Genomic DNA, 19,853 nt, shown 5'->3' with positions numbered 1-19,853 from the left:
GTTCTGCCGGCGGTGTTCTTCCGGCGGTGTTCGGCCTAGGAGGCCCGGGTCCTTCCGTGGAGCCGGGGCGCCAGGGAAGGACCCGGGTACGGCGGGGGCCCGGCGGATATCGCACTCCGCCGGGCCCCCACCGCCCTGCCGTCAGCCGCCCAGGATGCGCAGCCCGGGCAACAGGTCCGGGAGCAGCGGGGGCACCTCGACGCCCTGCGGCTGGGCCGCGTTCGGGGCGCCGGGCGTGGCCTGCTGCGGTGCCTGCTGCGGGGCCGCGTCGGCGCTCGGCGAGGGCTTGGTGCCGGTGAGGCCGCTGGTGAGGCCGCCGACCAGGCCGTTGACGGCGTCGGGGGCGCTGCTGGGCAGGGGGTCCGGCAGGACGCCGCCCCTGCCCCCGGTGCCGGAGGCGCCGGAGCCGGGGTTGGCCGGGGCGTGCTCGGGGGCGCCGGGGCGGTTGCCGGCGGAGCCCGGTGCCCGGTCGGCGCCGGCCGTGGTGCCGGATCCGGCCGCGGGGGAGCCGGCCGGGGAGCCGTCGGTGGAGTGGGAGGAGCCGTCGCCCGCTCCGGAGCCGGCCGCGCCACCGCTCTGAGCGGGGGGCAGGACCAGGCGCAGGGGCGCGACGTCCTCGCTTATGTCGTCGAAGAGGCGGTTCACCAGGTCGGCCTGCTGGGTGAGCTGGACGGGCAGTCGGCCCTGCAGCTCGCTCCACCGGCCGTCCTCGTCGTGGGCGAAGCCGGCCAGCGCCCGCATCGGGTCGAGCGAGCCGTTGCTGCGGTAGACCGAGCGCAGCAGCTCGCGGCCCCTGAGGGCGTCGGCGTGCATGTCGTCCAGGGCGCGGCGGACCTGTTCGACGGTGGCCGGGCTGAGGCCGCCGGCCGGGCCGGTGCGGCCGACCAGGGTCTTGGCCTCGCCGAGTCGGGTGGCCGCGTTGTCGAGCAGCAGTTCGCCGCGCTCGGAGTCGGAACCGGCGAAGTCGAGCCGGAGTCCCTCCAGCCCGCGCTTGAGGCCGTACAGCGTGTCCCCGGGGAGGGCGTTGGCGCTGGCCGCGGCGGCGCCGGTCAGGCTGCCGACGGCGAGCCCGGCGACCAGCCCGCCGATCGCGAACCGGCGGCTCCAGCGGCCGCGCGGCGCCGTCCGGATCGCCCGGTGGCGGCGCTGCCGGGGCACCGGGGTGCCCGTCCCGCCGGCGAAGGCCTGCTCGAACGCGGCCATCAGCTGGGCGCGTTGGACCGTGCGGACCTCCCGGTCCAGCACCGGCCCGGGCAGCGCCCCCAGCGCGTCGGTCAGACCGACCAGTTCGGCCATCGCGACCGGGCCGGCGCCGGTGGCGGCGGCGTTGTCCGATTCGGCGTTGGCCGCAGCGCGTTGCTCTGCCTGGTGGGCCTCCAGCGCCTCGGCGAAGGCCTTCGCCCGCCGGTGCTCCAGCACGTTTGCCGTCACGGGCCACACCTCCCTTCGTCGTTGTCGACACCCTGGCCTGCCGGACGGTTGCCCTGGCTGGCCAAAGCCACTCCATCGGGTGATAGGCCGCAATTCGACTTGACCGTACGCCTGGTGGGGGCTTGCACGTTGGCCAACGAGTGGTGCGGGCGGTCGGTTACGCACGGCTGATCATCGGACCGACCGTTCACCCTGACGTGTCGGCCGGGCGCGAACGGTGACGGCCGGCCGTGCCGTATGGCACCGGGGCCGTCCTCGGCACGGTTCATCGCGCGTCGGGCGGGAGCAGCCGGGCCAGGGTGCGGACGGCGCGGTACTGGAGGGTCTTGATGGCGCCCTCGTTCTTGCCCATGATCCGGGCCGTCTCGGCCACCGAGAGCCCCTGCAGGAAGCGCAGGGTGACGCACTCCTGCTGCTGCGGGTTGAGCCGGCGCACGGCGTCCAGCAGGGCGGCGTTGGAGAGCGACTCCAGCACCGACTCCTCCGGGCTGCGCTCGCACTCGTTGGAGTCCAGCATCTCGCCGGTGGTGACCTCCAGCCGGAAGCGGCTGGACTTGAAGTGGTCGGCGACCAGGTTGCGGGCGATGGTGACCAGCCAGGCGCCGAAGTCCCGGCCCTGCCAGGTGAAGGTGCCGATCCGGCGCAGGGCGCGCAGGAAGGTCTCGCTGGTGAGGTCCTCGGCGGTGGCCCGGCTGCCGACCCGGTAGTAGATGTAGCGGTAGACGGTGTCCGCGTAGTGGTCGTAGAGCCGCCCGAAGGCCTCGCTCTCGCCGGCCTGGGCCCGCTCGACCAGCTCCATGATCGGGTTGTGCTCGGTCTCGTAGCCGGGGTTGGGCGCCGTCCGGGCGCGGCCCCGGCCGGCGCCGGTGCTGCCGGTGCTGCCGGTGCGGCCGCGCGAGCCGGTGCCGGCCGAGCCGGCGGCGGTGGTGCGCAGCGCCGGGCCGGGCGGCTGGGGCTGGGGCTGGACGAACGATCCTCCAGCCGGCGCGAGTTGGGGCAGGACGGCGAACTGGCTGCGGAGCAGGGTGCGCAACAGGGTCAGGCCGGTGGAGATCTGCCGCTCGGCGGTCGGCCGACCGCGCAGGCCGGTGCGGGGGCGCAGGGACGCGGACGACGGGCGGGAGGGTGCAGGCGCGTCGTTCCGGACGGGTGGGTACACGGGACTCCCAGAGGCAGAACTGTGGACGGATCACCTCCGCCTGCGCGGAGAGCACTCCCCGAAGCGTCCGTTCGAGCGGGACGCGTGGTGACGTGCATCCAGGAGAGAATAACGCTTTGTGCAATGACAGCTACACCGTGTGGTCGAAGTGGTCGTTTGGGATCCATTTGTTGTGCATATTCGGCTGACACTGACCGGAGCTGTCATCGTTCATCCGGCTCAACGTGATCGAACAGGCGCTCAGGGTGACCAATTCGGCGGCCTGAGGGGCGGTTTCCCAGCCTTGGGGCTCGGCAACCCCTGACTTTCCCGGCCTGGCGAACGATCAGAACCGGTCACCGGGCGACAGGTTCGTGCAGGTGACTCGGACCACCCTGCGGTGCAGGGGAGTTCGCCCGTAAGAGGGGCCAGGTCAGAGGCCCTGTTGACGCCCGCTCACCCGCCGGGGCGAGCCCGTCCGGACGGCGTCCCGACGGCGTTCCGACGATCCGCCGACGACCTCCCGACCGTCTTCGGGCGGCCCTCGGGCGGCCCTCGGGCGCGCCCCCGGCGGCCTTCGGGAGCCCGCGCGACCCCCGGCGCGGGAGGTTCAGGAGCGGCGCCTGCGCCGGTTCAGCGCCACCCCGGCCGCCGTCGCGCCGGCCAGCACCCCGAGCGCGGCCGCGGCCGGCAGCCCCACCCGGGCCGCCTTGCGCCCGGTCCGGAAGTCCCGCACCCGCCAGCCCTGGGTCCGGGCGTGGCGCCGCAGCGCGCCGTCCGGGTTCACCACGTACGGGTGGCCGACCAGCGAGAGCATCGGGATGTCGTTGGCCGAGTCGCTGTAGGCGGCGCAGCGGTCGAGGTCGAGGCGTTCGCGCCGGGCCAGCGCGCGGACGGCGGCGGCCTTTGCCGGGCCGTGCAGCAGGTCGCCGACCAGCCGGCCGGTGTACAGGCCGTCCCGGGCCTCGGCGACGGTGCCCAGCGCGCCGGTCATGCCGAGCCGCCGGGCGATGATCCTGGCCACTTCCAGCGGGGCGGCGGTGACCAGCCAGACCCGCTGGCCGGCGTCCAGGTGCATCTGGACCAGGGCGCGGGTGCCGGGCCAGATCTTGTCCGCCACGACCTCCTCGAAGATCTCCTCGCAGATCGCCTCCAGGTCGGCGGTGGGCTTGCCGGCCACGATGCCGAGGGCGGACTGCTTGGCGTCGGAGATGTGGTCCGGGTCCTCGGTGCCGTGCAGCCGGAACCAGGCCTGCTGCCAGGCGAAGCGGGCGATGTCGCGGCGGGTGAGGAAGCCGCGGCGGTAGAGGCCGACGCCGAGGTAGAAGATCGCGGCGCCGCGCAGGATGGTGTTGTCGCAGTCGAAGAAGGCGGCGGCGCGGGGGTCGTCCGGGTCCGGGGTGTGGTTCTCGGTCGAGGCCTTGGGGGTCTTGGGGGCCTTGCCGGGCTTCGCCGCGGCCGGCGCGGTGCCGCCGTCCGTTCCGGTGCCGCCGTCCGGCTCGGTCCCGCCGTCCCGCCCCGCGGTGCCGTCCGGTCCGGGCTCGGCCCGCAGCGCGGCCTCGGCCGCCTCGGCCGCGGCTTCGCCGGCCAGGGCGCTCCGCTCGCTGCTGGAACGCCTTGCCTGGGTGAGCCTTCTGAGCACGGCCATGTCATCGAGGATAGCCAGCCGGGCGCGCGGCGACCGTGACGGAGCCGTGCCCGCGAGGTGAACAGCTCCACCGGGTGCCGGGCGCCCCCGGGCGGGCGGGTGCCATGGCGGAGAATGGGGTGGTGAGCCCACTGCTGCGACGTAAGAGCCCCGAGCCCGCGGACCGGACCGTGACCCTGGTCGGCAAGCCGGGCTGCCACCTGTGCGACGAGGCCCGCGAGGTGATCCTCCGGGTGACGGGCGAGCTGGGGGCGTCCTTCGAGGAGCGGGACATCACCCAGGACGAGGAGCTGTACCGCCGCTACTGGGAGCAGATTCCGGTCACCCTGATCGACGGTCGCCAGCACGACTTCTGGCGGGTCGACGAGCGCCGTCTGCGCACTGCCCTCGGCGGCTGAGCGGGGCCTGACCCGGCGTTCGTCCGTGTACCGACCCCCCGCCGATCGGCGGGGGAGGTTCGCCGAATCGTTGCCAAAGACACTCCGTTCCGGCGTGGGGCGGGGCGGGTTGGTCGGCTTACGATCGAACGCGTTTGCGCCCGTGGGGGGCTGAGCACACGAGGAGTGCGCCATGCTTCCCGGTCCTGCCCTCGGGGTGTCCGGAGCCCCGGAGCCCCGGACGGTCCCCCGGGGCTTCGCCGTGGTGGACGTGGAGGCGACCGGCCGCAGCCCGTGGCGGCACCGGGTGGTCGAGGTGGCCGTGGTGCTGCTCGACGAGCGGCTGCGTCCCGAGGGCGAGTTCGCCACCCTGCTGGATCCGCTGGGCCCGGTCGGTCCGACCCATGTGCACCGGATACGCCAGTGCGACGTGGAGGGCGCCCCGCGCTTCCGGGAGATCGCCCCGCGGCTGCTGGAGCTGCTGGCCGGCCGGGTGCTGGTGGGGCACCACGTCAGCTGCGACCACGCCTTCCTGGATCGCGAGTTCGCCCGGATCGGGGTGCCGCTGCCGCCCGTGCCGCTGCTGTGCACGATGCGGCTGGCCCGCGCGCACCTGCCGCAGGCCCGCGGCCAGGGCCTGGCGGCCTGCGCGGAGGCGGCGGACCTCGGCTGGTACCCGGCGCACACCGCGCTGGGCGACGCCCGGGTGACCGCCGAGCTGCTGCGGCACTGCCTGGGCGCCCCGTCCTGCCCGCCGGGCGACTGGACCGGCCCGCTGCGCGAGGCCGCCGAGGTGCCCTGGCCCCGGTTGGGGCGGGCCCGTTCCCACCCGTCCGGCGCCGGCGTCCCGCTGCTGCGCAGGGAGGCCCCGTACGGCCCCTGGCTGCCCGGTTCGCGAGCCCCGGAGGTCGTGCTGACCCGGGCCGGTGCTATGCGGTCGATGGCGTGATGCGCATCACTGTGTAGGGACAAAACGGACACCATCTTTGTGCACACGTTCACAAACGCATAGCCTGGCTGCCAAAGCCCAGCTTCACCCACAGGAGCACCGTGGCAATCGGCCGATCACCACAGAGCAGTTCGCAGACGCCCGACCAGGGCGCCGCGCGCCGACCGTCGCGTGCCCGGGGCATCCCGGAGGCGACAGTCGCCCGCCTGCCCCTCTATCTGCGGGCCCTCACCGCGCTCTCCGAGCGCTCGGTGCCGACCGTCTCCTCCGAGGAGCTGGCCGCCGCGGCCGGCGTGAACTCGGCCAAGCTGCGCAAGGACTTCTCCTACCTCGGCTCCTACGGCACCCGCGGCGTCGGCTACGACGTCGAGTACCTCGTCTACCAGATCTCCCGCGAGCTCGGCCTGACCCAGGACTGGCCGGTCGTCATCGTCGGCATCGGGAACCTCGGCCACGCGCTCGCCAACTACGGCGGGTTCGCCTCCCGCGGCTTCCGGGTGGCCGCCCTGTTGGACGCCGACCCCAACGTGGTCGGTTCCACCGCGGCCGGACTGCCGGTGCGGCACATGGACGAGCTGGAGTCGATCGTCGAGAGCCAGCACGTCTCCATCGGCGTGATCACCACCCCGCCCGGCGCCGCCCAGCAGGTGTGCGACCGGCTGGTGGAGGCCGGCGTCACCAGCATCCTGAACTTCGCCCCGACCGTGCTGACCGTCCCGGACGGCGTGGACGTGCGCAAGGTGGACCTCTCCATCGAGCTCCAGATCCTCGCCTTCCACGAGCAGCGCAAGGCCGGCGAGGAGCCGGACGACCGTGCCGAGTCGGTGCTGGACCGCGCCCCCGGTCCGGTCCGGGCGGCCGCCGCCAAGCTGCGCCGCGCGGCCGGCGGCAGCGGCAAGCCCCGGGGCACCGTCGAGTCGGCGGCCAAGGACCAGGCCGAGCAGGCCAAGGGAAAGTCCGCCAAGGGCGGCGACGGGGATCTCTCCGCGGTGATGCCCGCATGAACACCGAGAGCTGTGGGGGGCGGGCATGAGCCTTCTCGTCGTAGGGCTGAGCCATCGCACCGCCCCGGTCGGGGTGCTGGAGCGCGCCGCGCTGACGGGTGACGTACCGACCCGGCTGCTGCACGACGCGGCCGCCACCGCGACGGTCGGCGAGGCCGCGCTGCTGAACACCTGCAACCGGATCGAGCTGTACGCGGACGTGGACAAGTTCCACGCCGGCGTCGCCGAGCTGTCGCTGCTGCTGGCCCACCACAGCGGGGTGGACCTGGAGGAGCTGACCTCCCACCTGTACGTCCACTACGAGGACCGCGCCGTCCACCACCTCTTCTCGGTGGCCTGCGGCCTGGACTCGATGGTCGTCGGCGAGGGCCAGATCCTCGGCCAGCTGCGCGACGCGCTGGCCAAGGCCCAGGAGGAGCACACCGCCGGGCGCGGCCTGAACGAGCTGTTCCAGCAGGCCCTGCGGGTCGGCAAGCGCGCGCACAGCGAGACCGGCATCGACAAGGCCGGCCAGTCGCTGGTCACCTTCGGCCTGGAGCAGGTCGCGGCGGGCGCGGGCGAGATCGCCGGCAAGCGCGCGCTGGTGGTCGGCGCCGGCTCGATGAGCTCGCTGGCCGCCGCCACCCTGGTCCGCTCCGGCGTGACCGACCTGCTGATCGCCAACCGGACCCCGGCCCGCGCCGAGCGGCTGGTCGAGATCCTCGGCCCGGACGTGGCCTCGGTCCTGGACCTGGCCAAGGTGCCGGAGGCGCTCGCCGAGGTGGACCTGGTGATCTCCTGCACCGGCGCGGCCGGTGTGGTGATCAAGGCCGAGGACGTGGCCGCCGCGGTCGCCTCCCGGCGGGACGCCCAGCGGCTCCGCCACGGGGCGTCCGAGCCGCTCGCCCTGCTCGACCTGGCCATGCCGCGCGACGTCGACCACACCGTGCACGAGCTGCCCGGCGCCCTGCTGGTCGACCTGGAGAGCCTCTCCCACGCGCACGCCGCCAGCCCCGGCGCCGGCGACGTCGACCAGGTCACCCGGATCGTCTCCGACGAGGTGACCGCCTTCGGCGCCGCCCAGCGGGCCGCCAGGATCGCGCCGACCGTGGTCGCGCTGCGCTCGATGGCCTCCGACGTGGTCGCCGCCGAGCTCGGCCGGCTGGACTCCCGGCTGCCCGACCTGGACGAGCGCTCGCGCGCCGAGATCACCCAGACCGTCCGCCGCGTCGTCGACAAGCTGCTGCACGCCCCGACCGTCCGGGTGAAGCAGCTGGCCGCCGAGCCGGGCGGCGCCTCCTACGCGGAGGCGCTGCGCGAACTGTTCGACCTCGACCCGGCGGCCGTGCACGCCGTGTCGGGCACGCCCGTCGGCGGGGCGCCCCAGCCCTCGGCCGGGGGCACCAGATGAACCGTCAGCCATCCCACGAGTACCACCGGGACGATCACCTCATGAATGGTCAACCGATCACGGAGCAGCCCTCGGCCACCGCGGCCCTGCGGCTCGGCACCCGGCGCAGCGCCCTCGCCATGGCGCAGTCGGGCATGGTGGCCCGCGAGGTGACCAGGGTCACCGGGCGCGCCGTCGAGCTGGTCGAGATCACCACCTACGGCGACACCTCCCGGGAGTCGCTGGCGCAGATCGGCGGCACCGGGGTGTTCGTCTCCGCGCTGCGCGACGCGCTGCTGGAGGGCCGGATCGACTTCGCCGTGCACTCGCTCAAGGACCTGCCCACCGCCGCCCCGCAGGGGCTGGCGCTGGCCGCCGTCCCCGAGCGCGAGGACGTCCGGGACGCCCTGGTCGCGACCGAGGGCCTGGCCCTGGAGGAGCTGGTGGAGAAGCTGGCCGGCGCCGGCCGCCCGGCCCGGATCGGCACCGGCTCGCCCCGCCGGATGGCGCAGCTGAACGCCTGGGCCAACGCCCGCGGCGCGCAGCTGGAGACCGTCGCGATCCGCGGCAACGTGGACACCCGGATCGGCTTCGTGACCAGCGGCGAGCTGGACGCGGTGGTGCTGGCGACGGCCGGCCTGAACCGGCTCGGCCGCAGCGCCGAGATATCCCAGCACCTCGACACCGAGGTGATGGTCCCCGCCCCCGGTCAGGGCGCGCTCGCGATCGAGTGCACCACCGCCGACACCGGGCTGACCGCCGCGCTCGCGGCGCTGGACCACGCCCCCACCCGGGTCGCCGTGGCCGCCGAGCGCGCCCTGCTGGCCACCCTGGAGGCCGGCTGCTCGGCGCCGGTGGCCGCGCTGGCCACCTGGGGCCGGGAGAACGAACTGCGGCTGGACGGCGTGGTCGGCGACCCCGACGGAACCGCCCTGCTGAAGATGTCCGCCAACGGTCCGATCGTCCTCGACGAGACCGCCGAGCAGCAGGCGGTGGCCCTCGGCCGCGCGCTGGCTGACCGGCTGCTCGCCGCGGGCGCGGCCGCCCTGATGGGGGAGCGAGCCCGATGAGCCCCACCACCGCCACCGATGCCCTGTTCCCGGTGGGACAGCCCGCCACCGGACGGTGCACCTTCCTGGGCGCGGGCCCCGGGGACCCGGGCCTGCTGACCCTGCGCGCGGTCGAGGTGCTGTCCACCGCCGACGTGCTGGTCGCCGACCCGCTGACCGCCGCCGCCGTGCGCAGCCACTGTCCGGCCGGCGTGCAGGTGCACGCCCCCGCCGCCGAGGGCACCGACTTCGACCTGGCCAAGCTGGTCGCCGAGGCCGTCCGCTCCGGCAAGCACGTGGTCCGCACCGTCGACGGCGACCCCGGCCTGGACGGCTGCGCCGCCGAGGAGATGCTCAGCTGCGCGGGCGACGGGATCCCGTTCGAGGTGATCCCGGGCGTCGCCCAGTCGGTCGGCGTCCCGGCGTACGCGGGCGTCCCGCTGCGCGCCGGGTCCGGCACCGACGTGCGTTTCGTGGACGGCGCCGCGCTGCTGGCCGGCAGCCCGGTGGACCTGGGCGCGCCGGAGACCACCCTGGTGGTCCGCACCACCCTGGGCCAGCTGCCCGCCACCGCCACCGCCCTGGTCGCGTGCGGCCGCAAGCCGGAGTCGGCGCTGAGCGCCACGCTCTCCGGCACCACCACCCGCCAGCGGACCTTCACCTCCACCCTGTCCGGCATCGCGGCCGACCTGAAGGCCGCCCGGGTGCTGCCCTCGCCGGTCTCCGCCCCGGTCGACCCGGCCACCTCGGTGATAGCCGTGGTGGGCGAGCAGGTCGCCCACCGGGCCTCGCACTCGTGGTTCGAGACCAAGCCGCTGTTCGGCTGGAACGTCCTCGTGCCGCGCACCAAGGAGCAGGCCACCGGCCTGTCCGAGCAGCTGCGCTCGTACGGCGCGGTGCCGCAGGAGGTGCCGACCATCGCGGTCGAGCCGCCGCGCACCCCGCAGCAGATGGAGCGGGCCATCAAGGGCCTGGTCACCGGTCGCTACGAGTGGATCGCCTTCACCTCGGTGAACGCGGTGCGCGCCGTCCGGGAGAAGTTCGAGGAGTACGGCCTGGACGCCCGCGCGTTCGCCGGGATCAAGGTCGCGGCGGTCGGCGAGACCACCGCGCAGGCCCTGGTGGACTTCGGCGTGAAGCCGGACCTGGTGCCCTCCGGCGAGCAGTCCGCGGCCGGCCTGCTGGAGGACTGGCCGCCGTACGACCCGGTCTTCGACCCGATCGACCGGGTGCTGCTGCCGCGCGCCGACATCGCCACCGAGACCCTGGTGGCCGGCCTGGTCGAGCTCGGCTGGGAGGTCGACGACGTGACGGCGTACCGGACGGTGCGCGCCTCGCCGCCGCCGGCCGAGACCCGTGAGGCGATCAAGGGCGGCGGTTTCGACGCGGTGCTGTTCACCTCGTCCTCGACCGTCCGGAACCTGGTCGGCATCGCGGGCAAGCCGCACAACGTGACCGTCATCGCCTGCATCGGCCCGGCCACCGCCAAGACCGCCGAGGAGCACGGCCTGCGGGTCGACGTGATGGCCCCGGCGCCGTCGGCGGCCGCGCTGGCCCAGGCGCTGGCAGACTTCGGGGCCAAGCGCCGCGACACCGCGACGGCCGCCGGTGAGCCGGTCTACCGGCCCAGCGAGCGCCGTCCCGGCTCGCGCCGCAAGGCCCGCTGACACCCCTCATGGCCGGGGGCGGCCGACCGTCGCCCCCGGCACTGCACAACCGTTCGGAGAGAGAAGCCGTGTCCGCTGAATTCCCGTACGTACGCCCGCGCCGACTGCGCCGGAGCCCGGCGATGCGCCGCCTGGTGGCCGAGACCCGGCTGCACCCGGCGGAGCTGATCCTGCCGCTGTTCGTCCGCGAGGGCGTCAGCGAGCCCGTCCCGGTGAGTTCGATGCCGGGCGTGGTCCAGCACACCCGGGACACCCTGCGCAAGACCGCGGTGGAGGCGGCCGAGGCGGGCCTGGGCGGCCTCATGCTGTTCGGCGTCCCGCAGGTGCAGGACGCGACCGGCAGCGAGGGCACCAACCCGGACGGCATCCTCCAGCAGGCGATCCGGGACGTGGTCTCCGAGGTCGGCGACTCCCTGGTGGTCATGTCGGACCTCTGCCTGGACGAGTACACGGACCACGGCCACTGCGGCGTGCTGGCCGCGGACGGCAGCGTCGACAACGACGCCACCCTGGAGCGCTACGCCGAGATGGCCCGGGTGCAGGCCGACGCCGGCGTCCACCTGGTCGGCCCGTCCGGCATGATGGACGGCCAGATCGCCGTGATCCGGCGGGCGCTGGACGAGGCCGGGCACCAGGACGTGGGCATCCTCGCCTACACCGCCAAGTACGCCTCGGCCTTCTACGGCCCGTTCCGCGAGGCCGTCGGCTCCTCGCTCAAGGGCGACCGCAAGACCTACCAGCAGGACCCGGCCAACGCCCGCGAGTCGCTGCGCGAGCTGGCGCAGGACCTCGCCGAGGGCGCGGACATGGTGATGGTCAAGCCGGCCATGGCCTACCTGGACATCCTGCGCCAGGTCGCCGACGCCTCCCCGGTGCCGGTCTCCGCGTACCAGGTGTCCGGCGAGTACGCGATGGTCGAGGCGGCCGCCGCGAACGGCTGGATCGACCGGGAGCGGATGATCATGGAGACGCTCACCTCGATCCGCCGCGCGGGCGCCGAGCAGATCCTCACCTACTGGGCCCTCGAAGCCGCCGCGATGCTCAAGTAGCGGACCCCGTACGGCGGAAGGCCGGGCCGCTCCCGCGGGGGAGCGACCCGGCCTTCCGGGTTTCCGTCGGGCCGTGGACTCAGATGCCCACGTCGCCGGCGTGCGCGAAGCCCGCGCCGCCGCCGATCACGTCGGTGGAGGTGGCGGCACCGCCGCCGAAGCCTCCGGCGACGACGTCACCGGCGTGGGCGACGCCGAAGCCCCCGCCGGCCACGAACGGCTGGTCGGCGGAGGCGACGAACTCGCCGCCGCCGGCCAGGCCGACGTGGGCGAAGGCCGGGGTGGCGGCACCCGCGAGCGCCAGTGCGGCGGCGGCGGTCAGGGCGGCCTTGGCCAGCTTGCTCTTCATGGAACTGCCCTCTCTCTGGGAGCGCCCCGCGGGCGCTCTGACACGTGATCACAACCGGCGGTCCTGATCGGCGATCCACGCGCCGGACCGGCCCGCCGCTCACCCGTCCGGACCGCGCTGCGGCGCGGCCGGCCGGACACTTCGCCCGCACAGCCCGGAGGGCCCGGGGAGGTGTTCCTCCCCGGGCCCTCCGACCGTGCTGTGCCCCTTGATCAGCCGATCAGGTGCGAGACACCCGCGTCGCCCGTGGACTGGGTGTTCTGGCCGACGTTGCAGATCTGCTTCGGCTGGTTGTTCAGGACCGGAACCTCGACCGGGACCGCGATGCCGATGACGGCGACGGCGACGTTGTGGATCTCCGGCAGGCAGATGTTCGGGTTGTCCAGAACGTGGTTGTTCGGGCTGCCGTTGCCGGCGGTGCCGGTGTGGTTGGTGCCGCCGTTGCCCTGGACGGAGGTGGCGGCGCCGTCCGAGTCGACGATGGCGGAGGCCGAGCCGGCGGACATCGCGAAGGCGGCGGCGGCCAGGCCGGCGGCGGCGAGGGACTTCTTGATCATCTCTGGTTTTCCTCTCGGGGTGAATCGGGGAGCGATTCGTAGGTGGATCGTGAGGGTGGTGCAGGGAGAACGGAGCGGCGACCGATCAGCCGATCAGGTGGGACACGCCGCCGTCGCCCTGGCTCTGGGTGCCCTGGCCGACGGTGCAGTACTGCCTGCCGCCGTTGTTGGCGATCGGGACCTCGACCGGGACGGCCACGCCGAGCACGCCGACCGCGATGTTGTGGATCTCCGGCAGGCAGATGTTCGGGTTGTCCAGGAAGTGGAAGTTCGGGCTGTTGTTCCCGACCGTGCCCGTGAAGTTGGTACCGCCGTTGCCCTCGATGGAGGCGGCGGCGCCGTCCGCGTCACCGATGGCGGAGGCGGGCGCGGCGGCACCGGCCAGCGCGGCGACGGCCAGGCCGGCGGCGGCGAAGGACTTCTGGATCATGGCGAGATCCCTCTCTGAAATGCTCTTTGGATTCCGTGCGTACAACGCTGAGAACGCTCAGACCCGGTCTGCAGTCACTGACGTCCAGATCAAAGAACGACGGCACGGAAGGTTACGGGGATTTTTGAAAAGAGTCCCGGAGGCACGACGGCGGAGGGAATCCGATCGGATTATTACTCCGAACCGGTTAACGGCCGCAATCCGCACTCCCGGTCACTCGTTGAGCAGATCGCTTTCCGGTTGCGGCCCCGCAGCCCTTCCCAGTGATCCCCAGTACGGACAGCAGAACGGTGAAAAGCATGAAGTTCTCCCAGCGGGCCGGCGCGATGCTGCTGGCGGTCGGTGCCGGTGTGCTCGCCTCCCAAGGAGCGGCCGGTGCCGCCACCCCGATCGGCCCCGACCAGGTCGGCGCGCTGGAGGACGCGCTGGCCACCCAGCAGGTCCCGGCGGACATCCCGCTCGCCCCGCTGGGCAGCCGGCTCACGGCCGGCATCCCGACCTCGCTCCTGATGCCGCCGGCGCCCGACCGGACCACCAGCGGCGGCGGCGCGCTGCTCCCGGAGCAGATCCTTCCCCAGCTGACCACCGGCAAGGTCGGCCCGAGCGCCAAGGCCGATCTGCCGATCCCGCTGGTCGACCAGGGCGCCGACCTCGGCAAGGTACTGCTGGACGCCCCGGCCGCGCCGCTGCACGCCAAGACCCCGGGGCTCACCCTCGGCAAGCCGCTCTCGCTCGCCCAGGACGGCGCCGGCCAGCTCGCCGACGGCCGGCTGAAGGTGGACGAGATCGACCCGCGCCTGGTCTCCGGCGCGGTGCAGGTGGTCCCCGGGGCCAAGGCCAGCCTCGGGGGCGAGGACAGCCGGCTCTCCCTCACCGACACGGCGGCCGCCCTGGCCGGGACCACCACCGGGACCGCCACCGGCGTGGTGCAGACGACCGGGCTGACGGGCCTGACCCAGCTCTGACCCGGCTCCGACCCGGGCACCGCGCCCGGGACGGGAGCCCGGGACGGGAGCCCGGGGGCTCAGCCCGGCAGGAGGCCGGTCAGCCCGCCGACCAGCGGGAGGTCCTTGACGCCGCCGCCGGCGCTCAGCGGGCCGGTCAGCGTCCCGGTGCCGACGGCGGGCAGGCCCTGGTCGGGCTGGAGGGCCGCGCCGTTGTTGAGGAAGTCGGCCGAGGAGTTCGCCCACGGGTCCAGCCGCAGGCTCTTGATCGGCGCGATGCCGTAGCCGAGGCCGGTGGTCGTCCCGCCCAGCGCCTGGCCGAGGTCGGTCTTGGTCAGCGTGGCCGGGCCGGCCGGGGCCTCGCCCGGGGCGGTGGCGGCCTGCGCCGAACCGGCGCCGAGCAGCACCGCGGCACCCACGGCGGCGGCCAGTCCGGCCGCGCTCTTCTTCGAAACCATCGTGATCACCCTTCGGTGGATCGGGGATCCCGGACGGCTGTCCGGGGACGCCGAACTGCCCCCCGGCCGACTGGTCGGGGGGCAGGACGGCCGGAACACGTGCCGATCGGGGATCAGCAGTCGTCGGCGGACGGCGGGGGCAGCTCCACGTTGGCGCAGGCGTTGCCGAAGGCCGGGTTCAGCAGGCCGACGATGTTGATGGAGTTGCCGCACAGGTTGATCGGCACGTGCACCGGGACCTGGATCTGGTTGCCGGAGATGACACCGGGGGAACCGACGGCCGCGCCCTCGGCGCCCGCGCTGGCGGCGGCGGAGCCCGCCGCGCCCAGCACCAGGCCGGCAGCGGCGGCGGAGAGGACGGCGGCCTTCTTCATGTTCTGCATGGGGGGTTGATCTCCTCGATCACACACGGGTGGAGCGTGCCGCGCCCCGGCGCTGCGGGGCGCGGCACGGGCTCGGTGAATCGGCTGTCGCCGGTGCGGCGACCGCGGGTTCAGCCGGCGTTGACGCAGGCGTTGCCGAAGGCCGGGTTCAGCAGGCCGATGATGTCGATGCTGTTGCCGCACAGGTTGATCGGGATGTGGATCGGCACCTGGATCTGGTTGCCGGAGAGCACGCCGGGGGAACCGGCGGCGACGCCCTCGGCGCCCGAGCTGGCGACCGCACCGCCGGCGGCACCGAGCACCAGGCCGCTGGCGGCCAGGGACAGGACGGCGGCCTTCTTGAAGTTGCGCATGTCATTCCTCCGATTTCTGCCCGACGGAATGGGAATGTCGGGAGTCGGGCGAGCGCGAATACTCACCCGAAGGCTTCAGGGATTGCCGTGATTGTCACTCGGTCGGCGCATATCGGCGTGTTCCGCCCATGGCTCGGGCGTGGCCGTGACTGCCGGGTCGCAGTGCCCCCCGAAACGATTCCCGCACGGCCGGGAAAGGCTTCGGACAAAGGCGCGACCAGGTGGAATTCCGGTCGGGCGTTCCGGCACGGGTTGCCGGACGCCGGGTTCTGGGAGGCCCGCCGCGCGGGGGCCGGTGGAGACCGGGTTCCGTCAGGGAGAACGAGGCACCGCGCGGGGGGAAACGGTCCGACCCTCCGATCACCCGAATGCCCGGTCCGCGGCGCCGTTGCGCCGGATGGGTGACAGTGCCGGGACCGTCGCAACCGGTCCGGTGGGGTCTCGTTCTAGATGTCGCACTCCCCGTGCATATCTGTCGAACAGTCAGGAGGCTCGTATGAGCATCAAGAAGACCGCCGCCGTCGGCGCGGCCGTGGTGGGCATCGTGGCCACCGGCGCCGGTTCCGCGATGGCCAGCTCCGGCGCCCAGGGCGTCGCCGCCGGTTCCCCCGGTGTCGTCTCCGGCAACCAGATCCAGATCCCGGTGCACGTTCCGGTCAACGTCTGCGGCAACACCATCGACATCATCGGCCTGCTGAACCCGGCGTTCGGCAACAAGTGCGCCAACGTGGGCTGAGCCCGCACCCGGTTCGGCCGGTGCGAGCCGCCGTTCCGCGCCTCCCTCCTGGGGCGCGGGGCGGCGGCTCTTCGTTGTGCCGTGAACGTGTCGGTCCGTCGGTTCCCGGCGGTGTCACGAGTCTTGTTGCGTTACTTGTCAGTACCTAGAATGCGAGACCTGCTCACCTTTCCTGCTCCTCTCTTGCTCCGCACCGCTCGGCTCCCCGCCAGGGCGGTCCCCCACCCCCGCAAGGAGTCGCGTGTGATCAGGTCACCCCTGCCGGCTGCACGGCGAACGCGTACGGGTGCGTCCCGGTGCGCCGCACTGCTCGCCACCGGAGCCCTCCTCGCCACCCTCGGCCTGGCCGGCGCCCCCGCCGCCCTGGCCGACCCCGCCCCGGCCGCGCCCGCGGCCACCCGTCCGGCCGCGATCGTCGCCCTCGGCGACAGCGCCATCTCCGGGGAGGGCGCCGGCACCGACACCAACGACGGCTACTTCCCGGAGACGGACAGCCCCACCAACTACTGCCACCGCCACCCCAAGTCGGAGATCTTCGTCACCGACATCCCCGGGGTCACCCCGATCGACCTGGCCTGCTCCGGCGCCCAGACCGGCGACCTGGTCAGCGACCCGGAACTGGCCAAGGTCACCGGCCCCGGCAGCGGCGACTTCGGCGAGCCCAAGCAGGACGTCAAACTGGCCGACACGGCGGCCAAGTACGACGTCAAGATGGTCGTCGTCACCATCGGCGCCAACGACGACTTCGACTTCAGCGGGATCATGATGCACTGCCTGGCGCAGTACTTCCCGATCCCCAAGGACCAGGGCTGCCGGGACACCATCGGCAGCGACGAGATCCGCCGGCGCGCCAAGGGCGTCCAGCCCAAGGTGGTCGCCGCGCTCCAGAACATCCGTCAGACCATGCGCAAGGCCGGCTACGCCGACTCCTCGTACCAGCTGGTCTACCAGTCGTACTTCAACCCGATCACCCCGGACATCCGGCGCAACGACTACCTCGGCAAGGTCGCCGACGGCTGCCCGGCCTTCCCCGAGGACCTCGCCTGGGGCCACAACTGGGTGGTGCCGACACTCAGTGACGCGCTGCGCGGCGCGGCCGAGCAGGTGCCCGGCGTCCGGTACCTGGACCAGCGGCGGGTCGCCTTCGGGCACGAGGTCTGCGCGGAGTGGACGTCCTCCCCGTACGAGTACTCCAACGGGGACGTCATCAACCTCTCCGAGTGGGTGCGCAACGGCTGCGACTCGCAGATCGGCATCCCCGGGCTGTGCATGAACATGGTCCGCCAGTCGTACCACCTGCGGGTGGCCGGCTACCGCGGCGAGGGCGTCTGCCTCGGCCAGTTCTACGCCCGGACCGAGCTGGCGCAGGCGTACTGCACGCTCAACCAGCAGAACACCACCTCGATCCAGCCGCTCACGCCCGGACAGCCGTTCGGGGACGTCCCCGAGGACGGCGCCTGGTACCAGCTGACCAACGCCGCCAGCGGCAACGCGCTCGACCTCACCGGCGGCGGCAGCTACGGCGACTCCACCAACGGGCGGCCCGCGATCACCTATCCGGCCACCGGCGGGCTCAACCAGTCCTTCGTCCTGGAGGCCAAGGCGGGCGGCAGCTACGAGCTCGACTTCAGCGGCAACCGGAACATGTGCCTGGACGCCAACGCCGGCTCCACCGCCCCCGGCACCCGGATCCAGCAGTGGGGCTGCAACGGCGGCGGCAACCAGCACTGGGTGTTCACGCCGGCCGGCGACGGCCGCTACAAGATCGCCGACTCCCAGGACCGCGGCAAGGTCCTGGCCGCCGGCAGCACCCTCGACGCCAAGGGCAACCCGTACGTCGAACTCGCCACCGACACCGGCGCCGCCAACCAGCTCTGGCAGCTCACCAAGCTCGGCATCGTCTACGTCCACGGCTGATCCACCCCGCACGCGCCCAGGCCGTCGCCGCCCCCCACCGGGCGGCGACGGCGTGGTTTTCGGCACGGGTCGCACGGTGCCGGACGCGGGCTCCGGGGGCACCAGGGGGCCTCGGTTCGGGGGCGTGCCGTAGGCTCACGGGAAAATCGTTGCGCCGGAGCCGCGCGGACCACGAGCGGGGCGGGGAGTACCCAGACCAGATGAGCACGGCATCGAGCACTGAGTCGTCCAGCACCCAGTCCGGAGCGCCCGCGGCGCCCGGAGCGGAGCCGGTGGAGACCCCCGAGGAACGGACCGGCCGGGAGCCCGGCCGGTTCGGGGCACTGGTGGACCGCTTCGCGCCCGCGCTGGGCGCGTACGCGGTGGTCAAGGCCATCGGCGTGACCGTCTTCATGCTGCTGCTCTCGCACACCGGCGACTACCTGAACAAGCAGCCGGGCCGCGGCGGCGGCGCCAATCCCTGGGACGTGCTGGGCACCTGGGACGGCGTCTGGTACCAGCGGATCGCCGAGAACGGGTACAACCCGCAGCTGATCCCGCTGCACGGCTTCCCGCTGGCGACCTACTACGAGAACTCGGCCGCCTTCTTCCCGCTCTACCCCTGGCTGATGCGGCTGGTCGGCGCGGTCACCGGGCTCGGCCCGTACGGCTCCGGGATCGTCGTCTCGGTGCTGGCCTCGCTGGTCGCGGCGGCGGGGATCTTCGCGATCGCCGAGCGGCTCGGCGGCTTCCGGGCGGGCGTGATCGCGGCGGTGCTCTGGGGCCTGTTCCCGGGCTCCGGCGTGGAGTGGGCGGTCTACTCGGACTCGCTGTTCGTCGCGCTGTCCGCCTGGGCCTGCTACTGCGTGATGACCCGCCGCTGGCTCGCGGCCGGTGTGCTGACGCTGGTGGCGGGCCTCAACCGGCCGACCGCCGCCGTGCTGATCGCCGCCGTCTCGATCGCCGCGCTGGTCGCGCTGGTCCGCCGCACCGACGGGGTGGCCCGTCCGCTGACCGCGATGCTGATCACGCCCTGGGGCCTGCTCGGCTACGTCGCCTGGGTCGGCTGGAAGATGGGCGACTGGGGCGGCTACTTCAAGCTCCAGCAGGGCGCCTGGAACCGCTACTTCGACGGCGGCTCCTCCACCCTGCGCACGATCAGGGACGTGATCACCGGCCACTGGACCTACTGGCAGGCCAATCCCGTCCCGGACCTGATCGCGATCGGCCTGCTGATCGCCCTGCCCGGGCTGGTGCTGCTGCTGTGGCGCACCCGGCCGCCGCTGGTGCTGTGGGTCTACACCGGGCTCACCATCTTCACCGCGCTGAGCACCAACCAGATCTTCGGCAACATCTCGCGCTACCTGCTGCCCGCCTTCCCGCTCTGCATCGGCCTGGCGGTGGCGCTGCGCCGGGTGCGGCTCTCCTCGCTGGCCTGGCTGCTGGCGATGCCCGTCCTCGCGGCGGGCTGGTACGCGGGCTATGCGCTGTTCGAGTTGGGCATCCCGTAGACCCGGCGTTGGTTGGCTACGGGATCATCCGGGAGCAGACGGGCCGTTGCTAACCTCGGACGTATGACGACGACCCCGCCGCCCGTGCGCCAGATCCGCGACATCTCCGGGCTGATGGACCACGCGAGCCACGTGCTGGCCACCCGGATGGCGGCCGCCTTCACCGAGCTCGGGATCACCCCGCGCGCCTACTGCGTGCTGTTCCACGCGCAGGAGTCCGAACGCACCCAGATCCAGCTGGCCGAGCTGGCGGACCTGGACAAGACGACCATGGTGGTCACCGTCGACGAGCTGGAGAAGGCGGGCCTGGCCGAGCGCCGCCCGTCCGCGACCGACCGGCGGGCCCGGATCGTCTCGGTCACCGAGGCGGGCGAGCGGGCCGTGGTGCGGGGCACCGCGATCGCCGACCGGGTGCACCGCGAACTGCTGGAGGCGCTGCCGCAGCCGGAGCGCGAGGTGTTCGTCTCGGCCCTGACCCGCCTGGTGGAGGGCCACCTCGCGGAACCGGTCGAGGTCGAGCGCACCGTCCGCCGTGCCCGCCGCTCCCGGGGCTGA

Annotated in this window: 21 protein-coding genes; 12 read left to right on the top strand and 9 right to left on the bottom strand. The window is 73.4% G+C overall.

What is annotated here, in order from left to right; genetic code table 11:
- Positions 1–141: 141 nt before the first annotated feature.
- From ACFWJ4_RS11580 to ACFWJ4_RS11570, 3 genes are all read right to left on the bottom strand, one after another.
- A complete protein-coding gene (locus ACFWJ4_RS11580; protein WP_380542159.1) occupies positions 142–1,431 on the bottom strand; it encodes a DUF5667 domain-containing protein in 1,290 nt (429 codons plus the stop codon).
- A 265-nt stretch (positions 1,432–1,696) separates the two neighbouring features.
- Positions 1,697–2,533 carry an ECF subfamily RNA polymerase sigma factor, BldN family gene (locus ACFWJ4_RS11575; protein WP_380542240.1) on the bottom strand — a complete coding sequence of 279 codons (837 nt, stop codon included), beginning with the start codon at positions 2,531–2,533 and terminating at the stop codon, positions 1,697–1,699.
- A 646-nt stretch (positions 2,534–3,179) separates the two neighbouring features.
- Positions 3,180–4,217: an HAD family hydrolase gene (locus ACFWJ4_RS11570; protein ID WP_380542156.1), complete on the bottom strand. Its 1,038-nt coding sequence runs from the start codon at positions 4,215–4,217 to the stop codon at positions 3,180–3,182.
- A 104-nt stretch (positions 4,218–4,321) separates the two neighbouring features.
- Between ACFWJ4_RS11570 and ACFWJ4_RS11565 the strand changes: the two genes are divergently transcribed.
- From ACFWJ4_RS11565 to hemB, 7 genes are all read left to right on the top strand, one after another.
- Positions 4,322–4,615 carry a glutaredoxin family protein gene (locus ACFWJ4_RS11565; protein ID WP_359902750.1) on the top strand — a complete coding sequence of 98 codons (294 nt, stop codon included), beginning with the start codon at positions 4,322–4,324 and terminating at the stop codon, positions 4,613–4,615.
- 172 nt (positions 4,616–4,787) lie between these two features.
- Entirely contained in the window at positions 4,788–5,543 is a 756-nt protein-coding gene (locus ACFWJ4_RS11560) for an exonuclease domain-containing protein (RefSeq protein WP_380542153.1), read from the top strand.
- A gap of 101 nt (positions 5,544–5,644) precedes the next feature.
- Positions 5,645–6,547, top strand: a complete 903-nt coding sequence (locus ACFWJ4_RS11555) for a redox-sensing transcriptional repressor Rex (protein ID WP_359902755.1) — start codon at positions 5,645–5,647, stop codon at positions 6,545–6,547.
- Between the two features lie 25 nt (positions 6,548–6,572).
- Positions 6,573–7,937, top strand: a complete 1,365-nt coding sequence (locus ACFWJ4_RS11550; RefSeq protein WP_359902758.1) for a glutamyl-tRNA reductase — start codon at positions 6,573–6,575, stop codon at positions 7,935–7,937.
- A 41-nt stretch (positions 7,938–7,978) separates the two neighbouring features.
- Positions 7,979–8,986: a hydroxymethylbilane synthase gene (gene hemC, locus ACFWJ4_RS11545; RefSeq protein WP_359902761.1), complete on the top strand. Its 1,008-nt coding sequence runs from the start codon at positions 7,979–7,981 to the stop codon at positions 8,984–8,986.
- On the top strand, positions 8,983–10,632 hold the full coding sequence (locus ACFWJ4_RS11540; protein WP_359902764.1) for a bifunctional uroporphyrinogen-III C-methyltransferase/uroporphyrinogen-III synthase: 1,650 nt from the start codon (positions 8,983–8,985) through the stop codon (positions 10,630–10,632). Before hemC ends, ACFWJ4_RS11540 begins: the two co-directional genes overlap by 4 nt.
- Before the next feature lie 68 nt (positions 10,633–10,700).
- The gene (gene hemB, locus ACFWJ4_RS11535; RefSeq protein WP_380542150.1) at positions 10,701–11,681 is read left to right on the top strand and encodes a porphobilinogen synthase; all 981 of its coding nucleotides are present in this window, start codon (positions 10,701–10,703) and stop codon (positions 11,679–11,681) included.
- A 79-nt stretch (positions 11,682–11,760) separates the two neighbouring features.
- On the opposite strand, the gene ACFWJ4_RS11530 is transcribed toward hemB, so the two are convergent.
- The 3 genes from ACFWJ4_RS11530 to ACFWJ4_RS11520 form a co-directional block, all read right to left on the bottom strand.
- Positions 11,761–12,030, bottom strand: a complete 270-nt coding sequence (locus ACFWJ4_RS11530) for a hypothetical protein (protein ID WP_359902770.1) — start codon at positions 12,028–12,030, stop codon at positions 11,761–11,763.
- 212 nt (positions 12,031–12,242) lie between these two features.
- Positions 12,243–12,587 carry a rodlet layer protein gene (locus ACFWJ4_RS11525; RefSeq protein ID WP_380542147.1) on the bottom strand — a complete coding sequence of 115 codons (345 nt, stop codon included), beginning with the start codon at positions 12,585–12,587 and terminating at the stop codon, positions 12,243–12,245.
- 85 nt (positions 12,588–12,672) lie between these two features.
- Positions 12,673–13,017: a rodlet layer protein gene (locus tag ACFWJ4_RS11520; RefSeq protein ID WP_359902775.1), complete on the bottom strand. Its 345-nt coding sequence runs from the start codon at positions 13,015–13,017 to the stop codon at positions 12,673–12,675.
- Positions 13,018–13,316: 299 nt separating this feature from the next.
- On the opposite strand from ACFWJ4_RS11520, the gene ACFWJ4_RS11515 reads away from it, so the two are divergent.
- Positions 13,317–13,982 carry a hypothetical protein gene (locus ACFWJ4_RS11515; RefSeq protein WP_380542144.1) on the top strand — a complete coding sequence of 222 codons (666 nt, stop codon included), beginning with the start codon at positions 13,317–13,319 and terminating at the stop codon, positions 13,980–13,982.
- Positions 13,983–14,041: 59 nt separating this feature from the next.
- Here the strand turns inward: ACFWJ4_RS11515 and ACFWJ4_RS11510 are convergent, their stop codons facing one another.
- From ACFWJ4_RS11510 to ACFWJ4_RS11500, 3 genes are all read right to left on the bottom strand, one after another.
- Positions 14,042–14,419: a hypothetical protein gene (locus tag ACFWJ4_RS11510; RefSeq protein WP_380542141.1), complete on the bottom strand. Its 378-nt coding sequence runs from the start codon at positions 14,417–14,419 to the stop codon at positions 14,042–14,044.
- A gap of 113 nt (positions 14,420–14,532) precedes the next feature.
- Complete coding sequence (locus ACFWJ4_RS11505) at positions 14,533–14,802, bottom strand: chaplin (RefSeq protein ID WP_380542138.1); 270 nt, start codon at positions 14,800–14,802, stop codon at positions 14,533–14,535.
- Between the two features lie 110 nt (positions 14,803–14,912).
- Positions 14,913–15,155, bottom strand: a complete 243-nt coding sequence (locus ACFWJ4_RS11500) for a chaplin (RefSeq protein ID WP_380542136.1) — start codon at positions 15,153–15,155, stop codon at positions 14,913–14,915.
- A 496-nt stretch (positions 15,156–15,651) separates the two neighbouring features.
- Between ACFWJ4_RS11500 and ACFWJ4_RS11495 the strand changes: the two genes are divergently transcribed.
- The 4 genes from ACFWJ4_RS11495 to ACFWJ4_RS11480 all read left to right on the top strand — a co-directional run bounded on the left by ACFWJ4_RS11495 (position 15,652) and on the right by ACFWJ4_RS11480 (position 19,853).
- Complete coding sequence (locus ACFWJ4_RS11495) at positions 15,652–15,891, top strand: chaplin (protein ID WP_380542133.1); 240 nt, start codon at positions 15,652–15,654, stop codon at positions 15,889–15,891.
- A gap of 243 nt (positions 15,892–16,134) precedes the next feature.
- Entirely contained in the window at positions 16,135–17,808 is a 1,674-nt protein-coding gene (locus tag ACFWJ4_RS11490) for an RICIN domain-containing protein (RefSeq protein WP_380542130.1), read from the top strand.
- A gap of 200 nt (positions 17,809–18,008) precedes the next feature.
- Positions 18,009–19,298 carry a glycosyltransferase family 39 protein gene (locus tag ACFWJ4_RS11485; RefSeq protein ID WP_380542126.1) on the top strand — a complete coding sequence of 430 codons (1,290 nt, stop codon included), beginning with the start codon at positions 18,009–18,011 and terminating at the stop codon, positions 19,296–19,298.
- Between the two features lie 63 nt (positions 19,299–19,361).
- Entirely contained in the window at positions 19,362–19,853 is a 492-nt protein-coding gene (locus ACFWJ4_RS11480) for a MarR family winged helix-turn-helix transcriptional regulator (protein WP_380542123.1), read from the top strand.

The organism is Kitasatospora sp. NPDC127067 (assembly GCF_042724755.1).
GTDB classification, from domain to species: Bacteria; Actinomycetota; Actinomycetes; order Streptomycetales; family Streptomycetaceae; genus Kitasatospora; species Kitasatospora lactacystinica.
The sequence above is the reverse complement of the archived record's forward strand: the minus strand, read 5'-3'. Positions and strand labels throughout refer to the sequence as shown.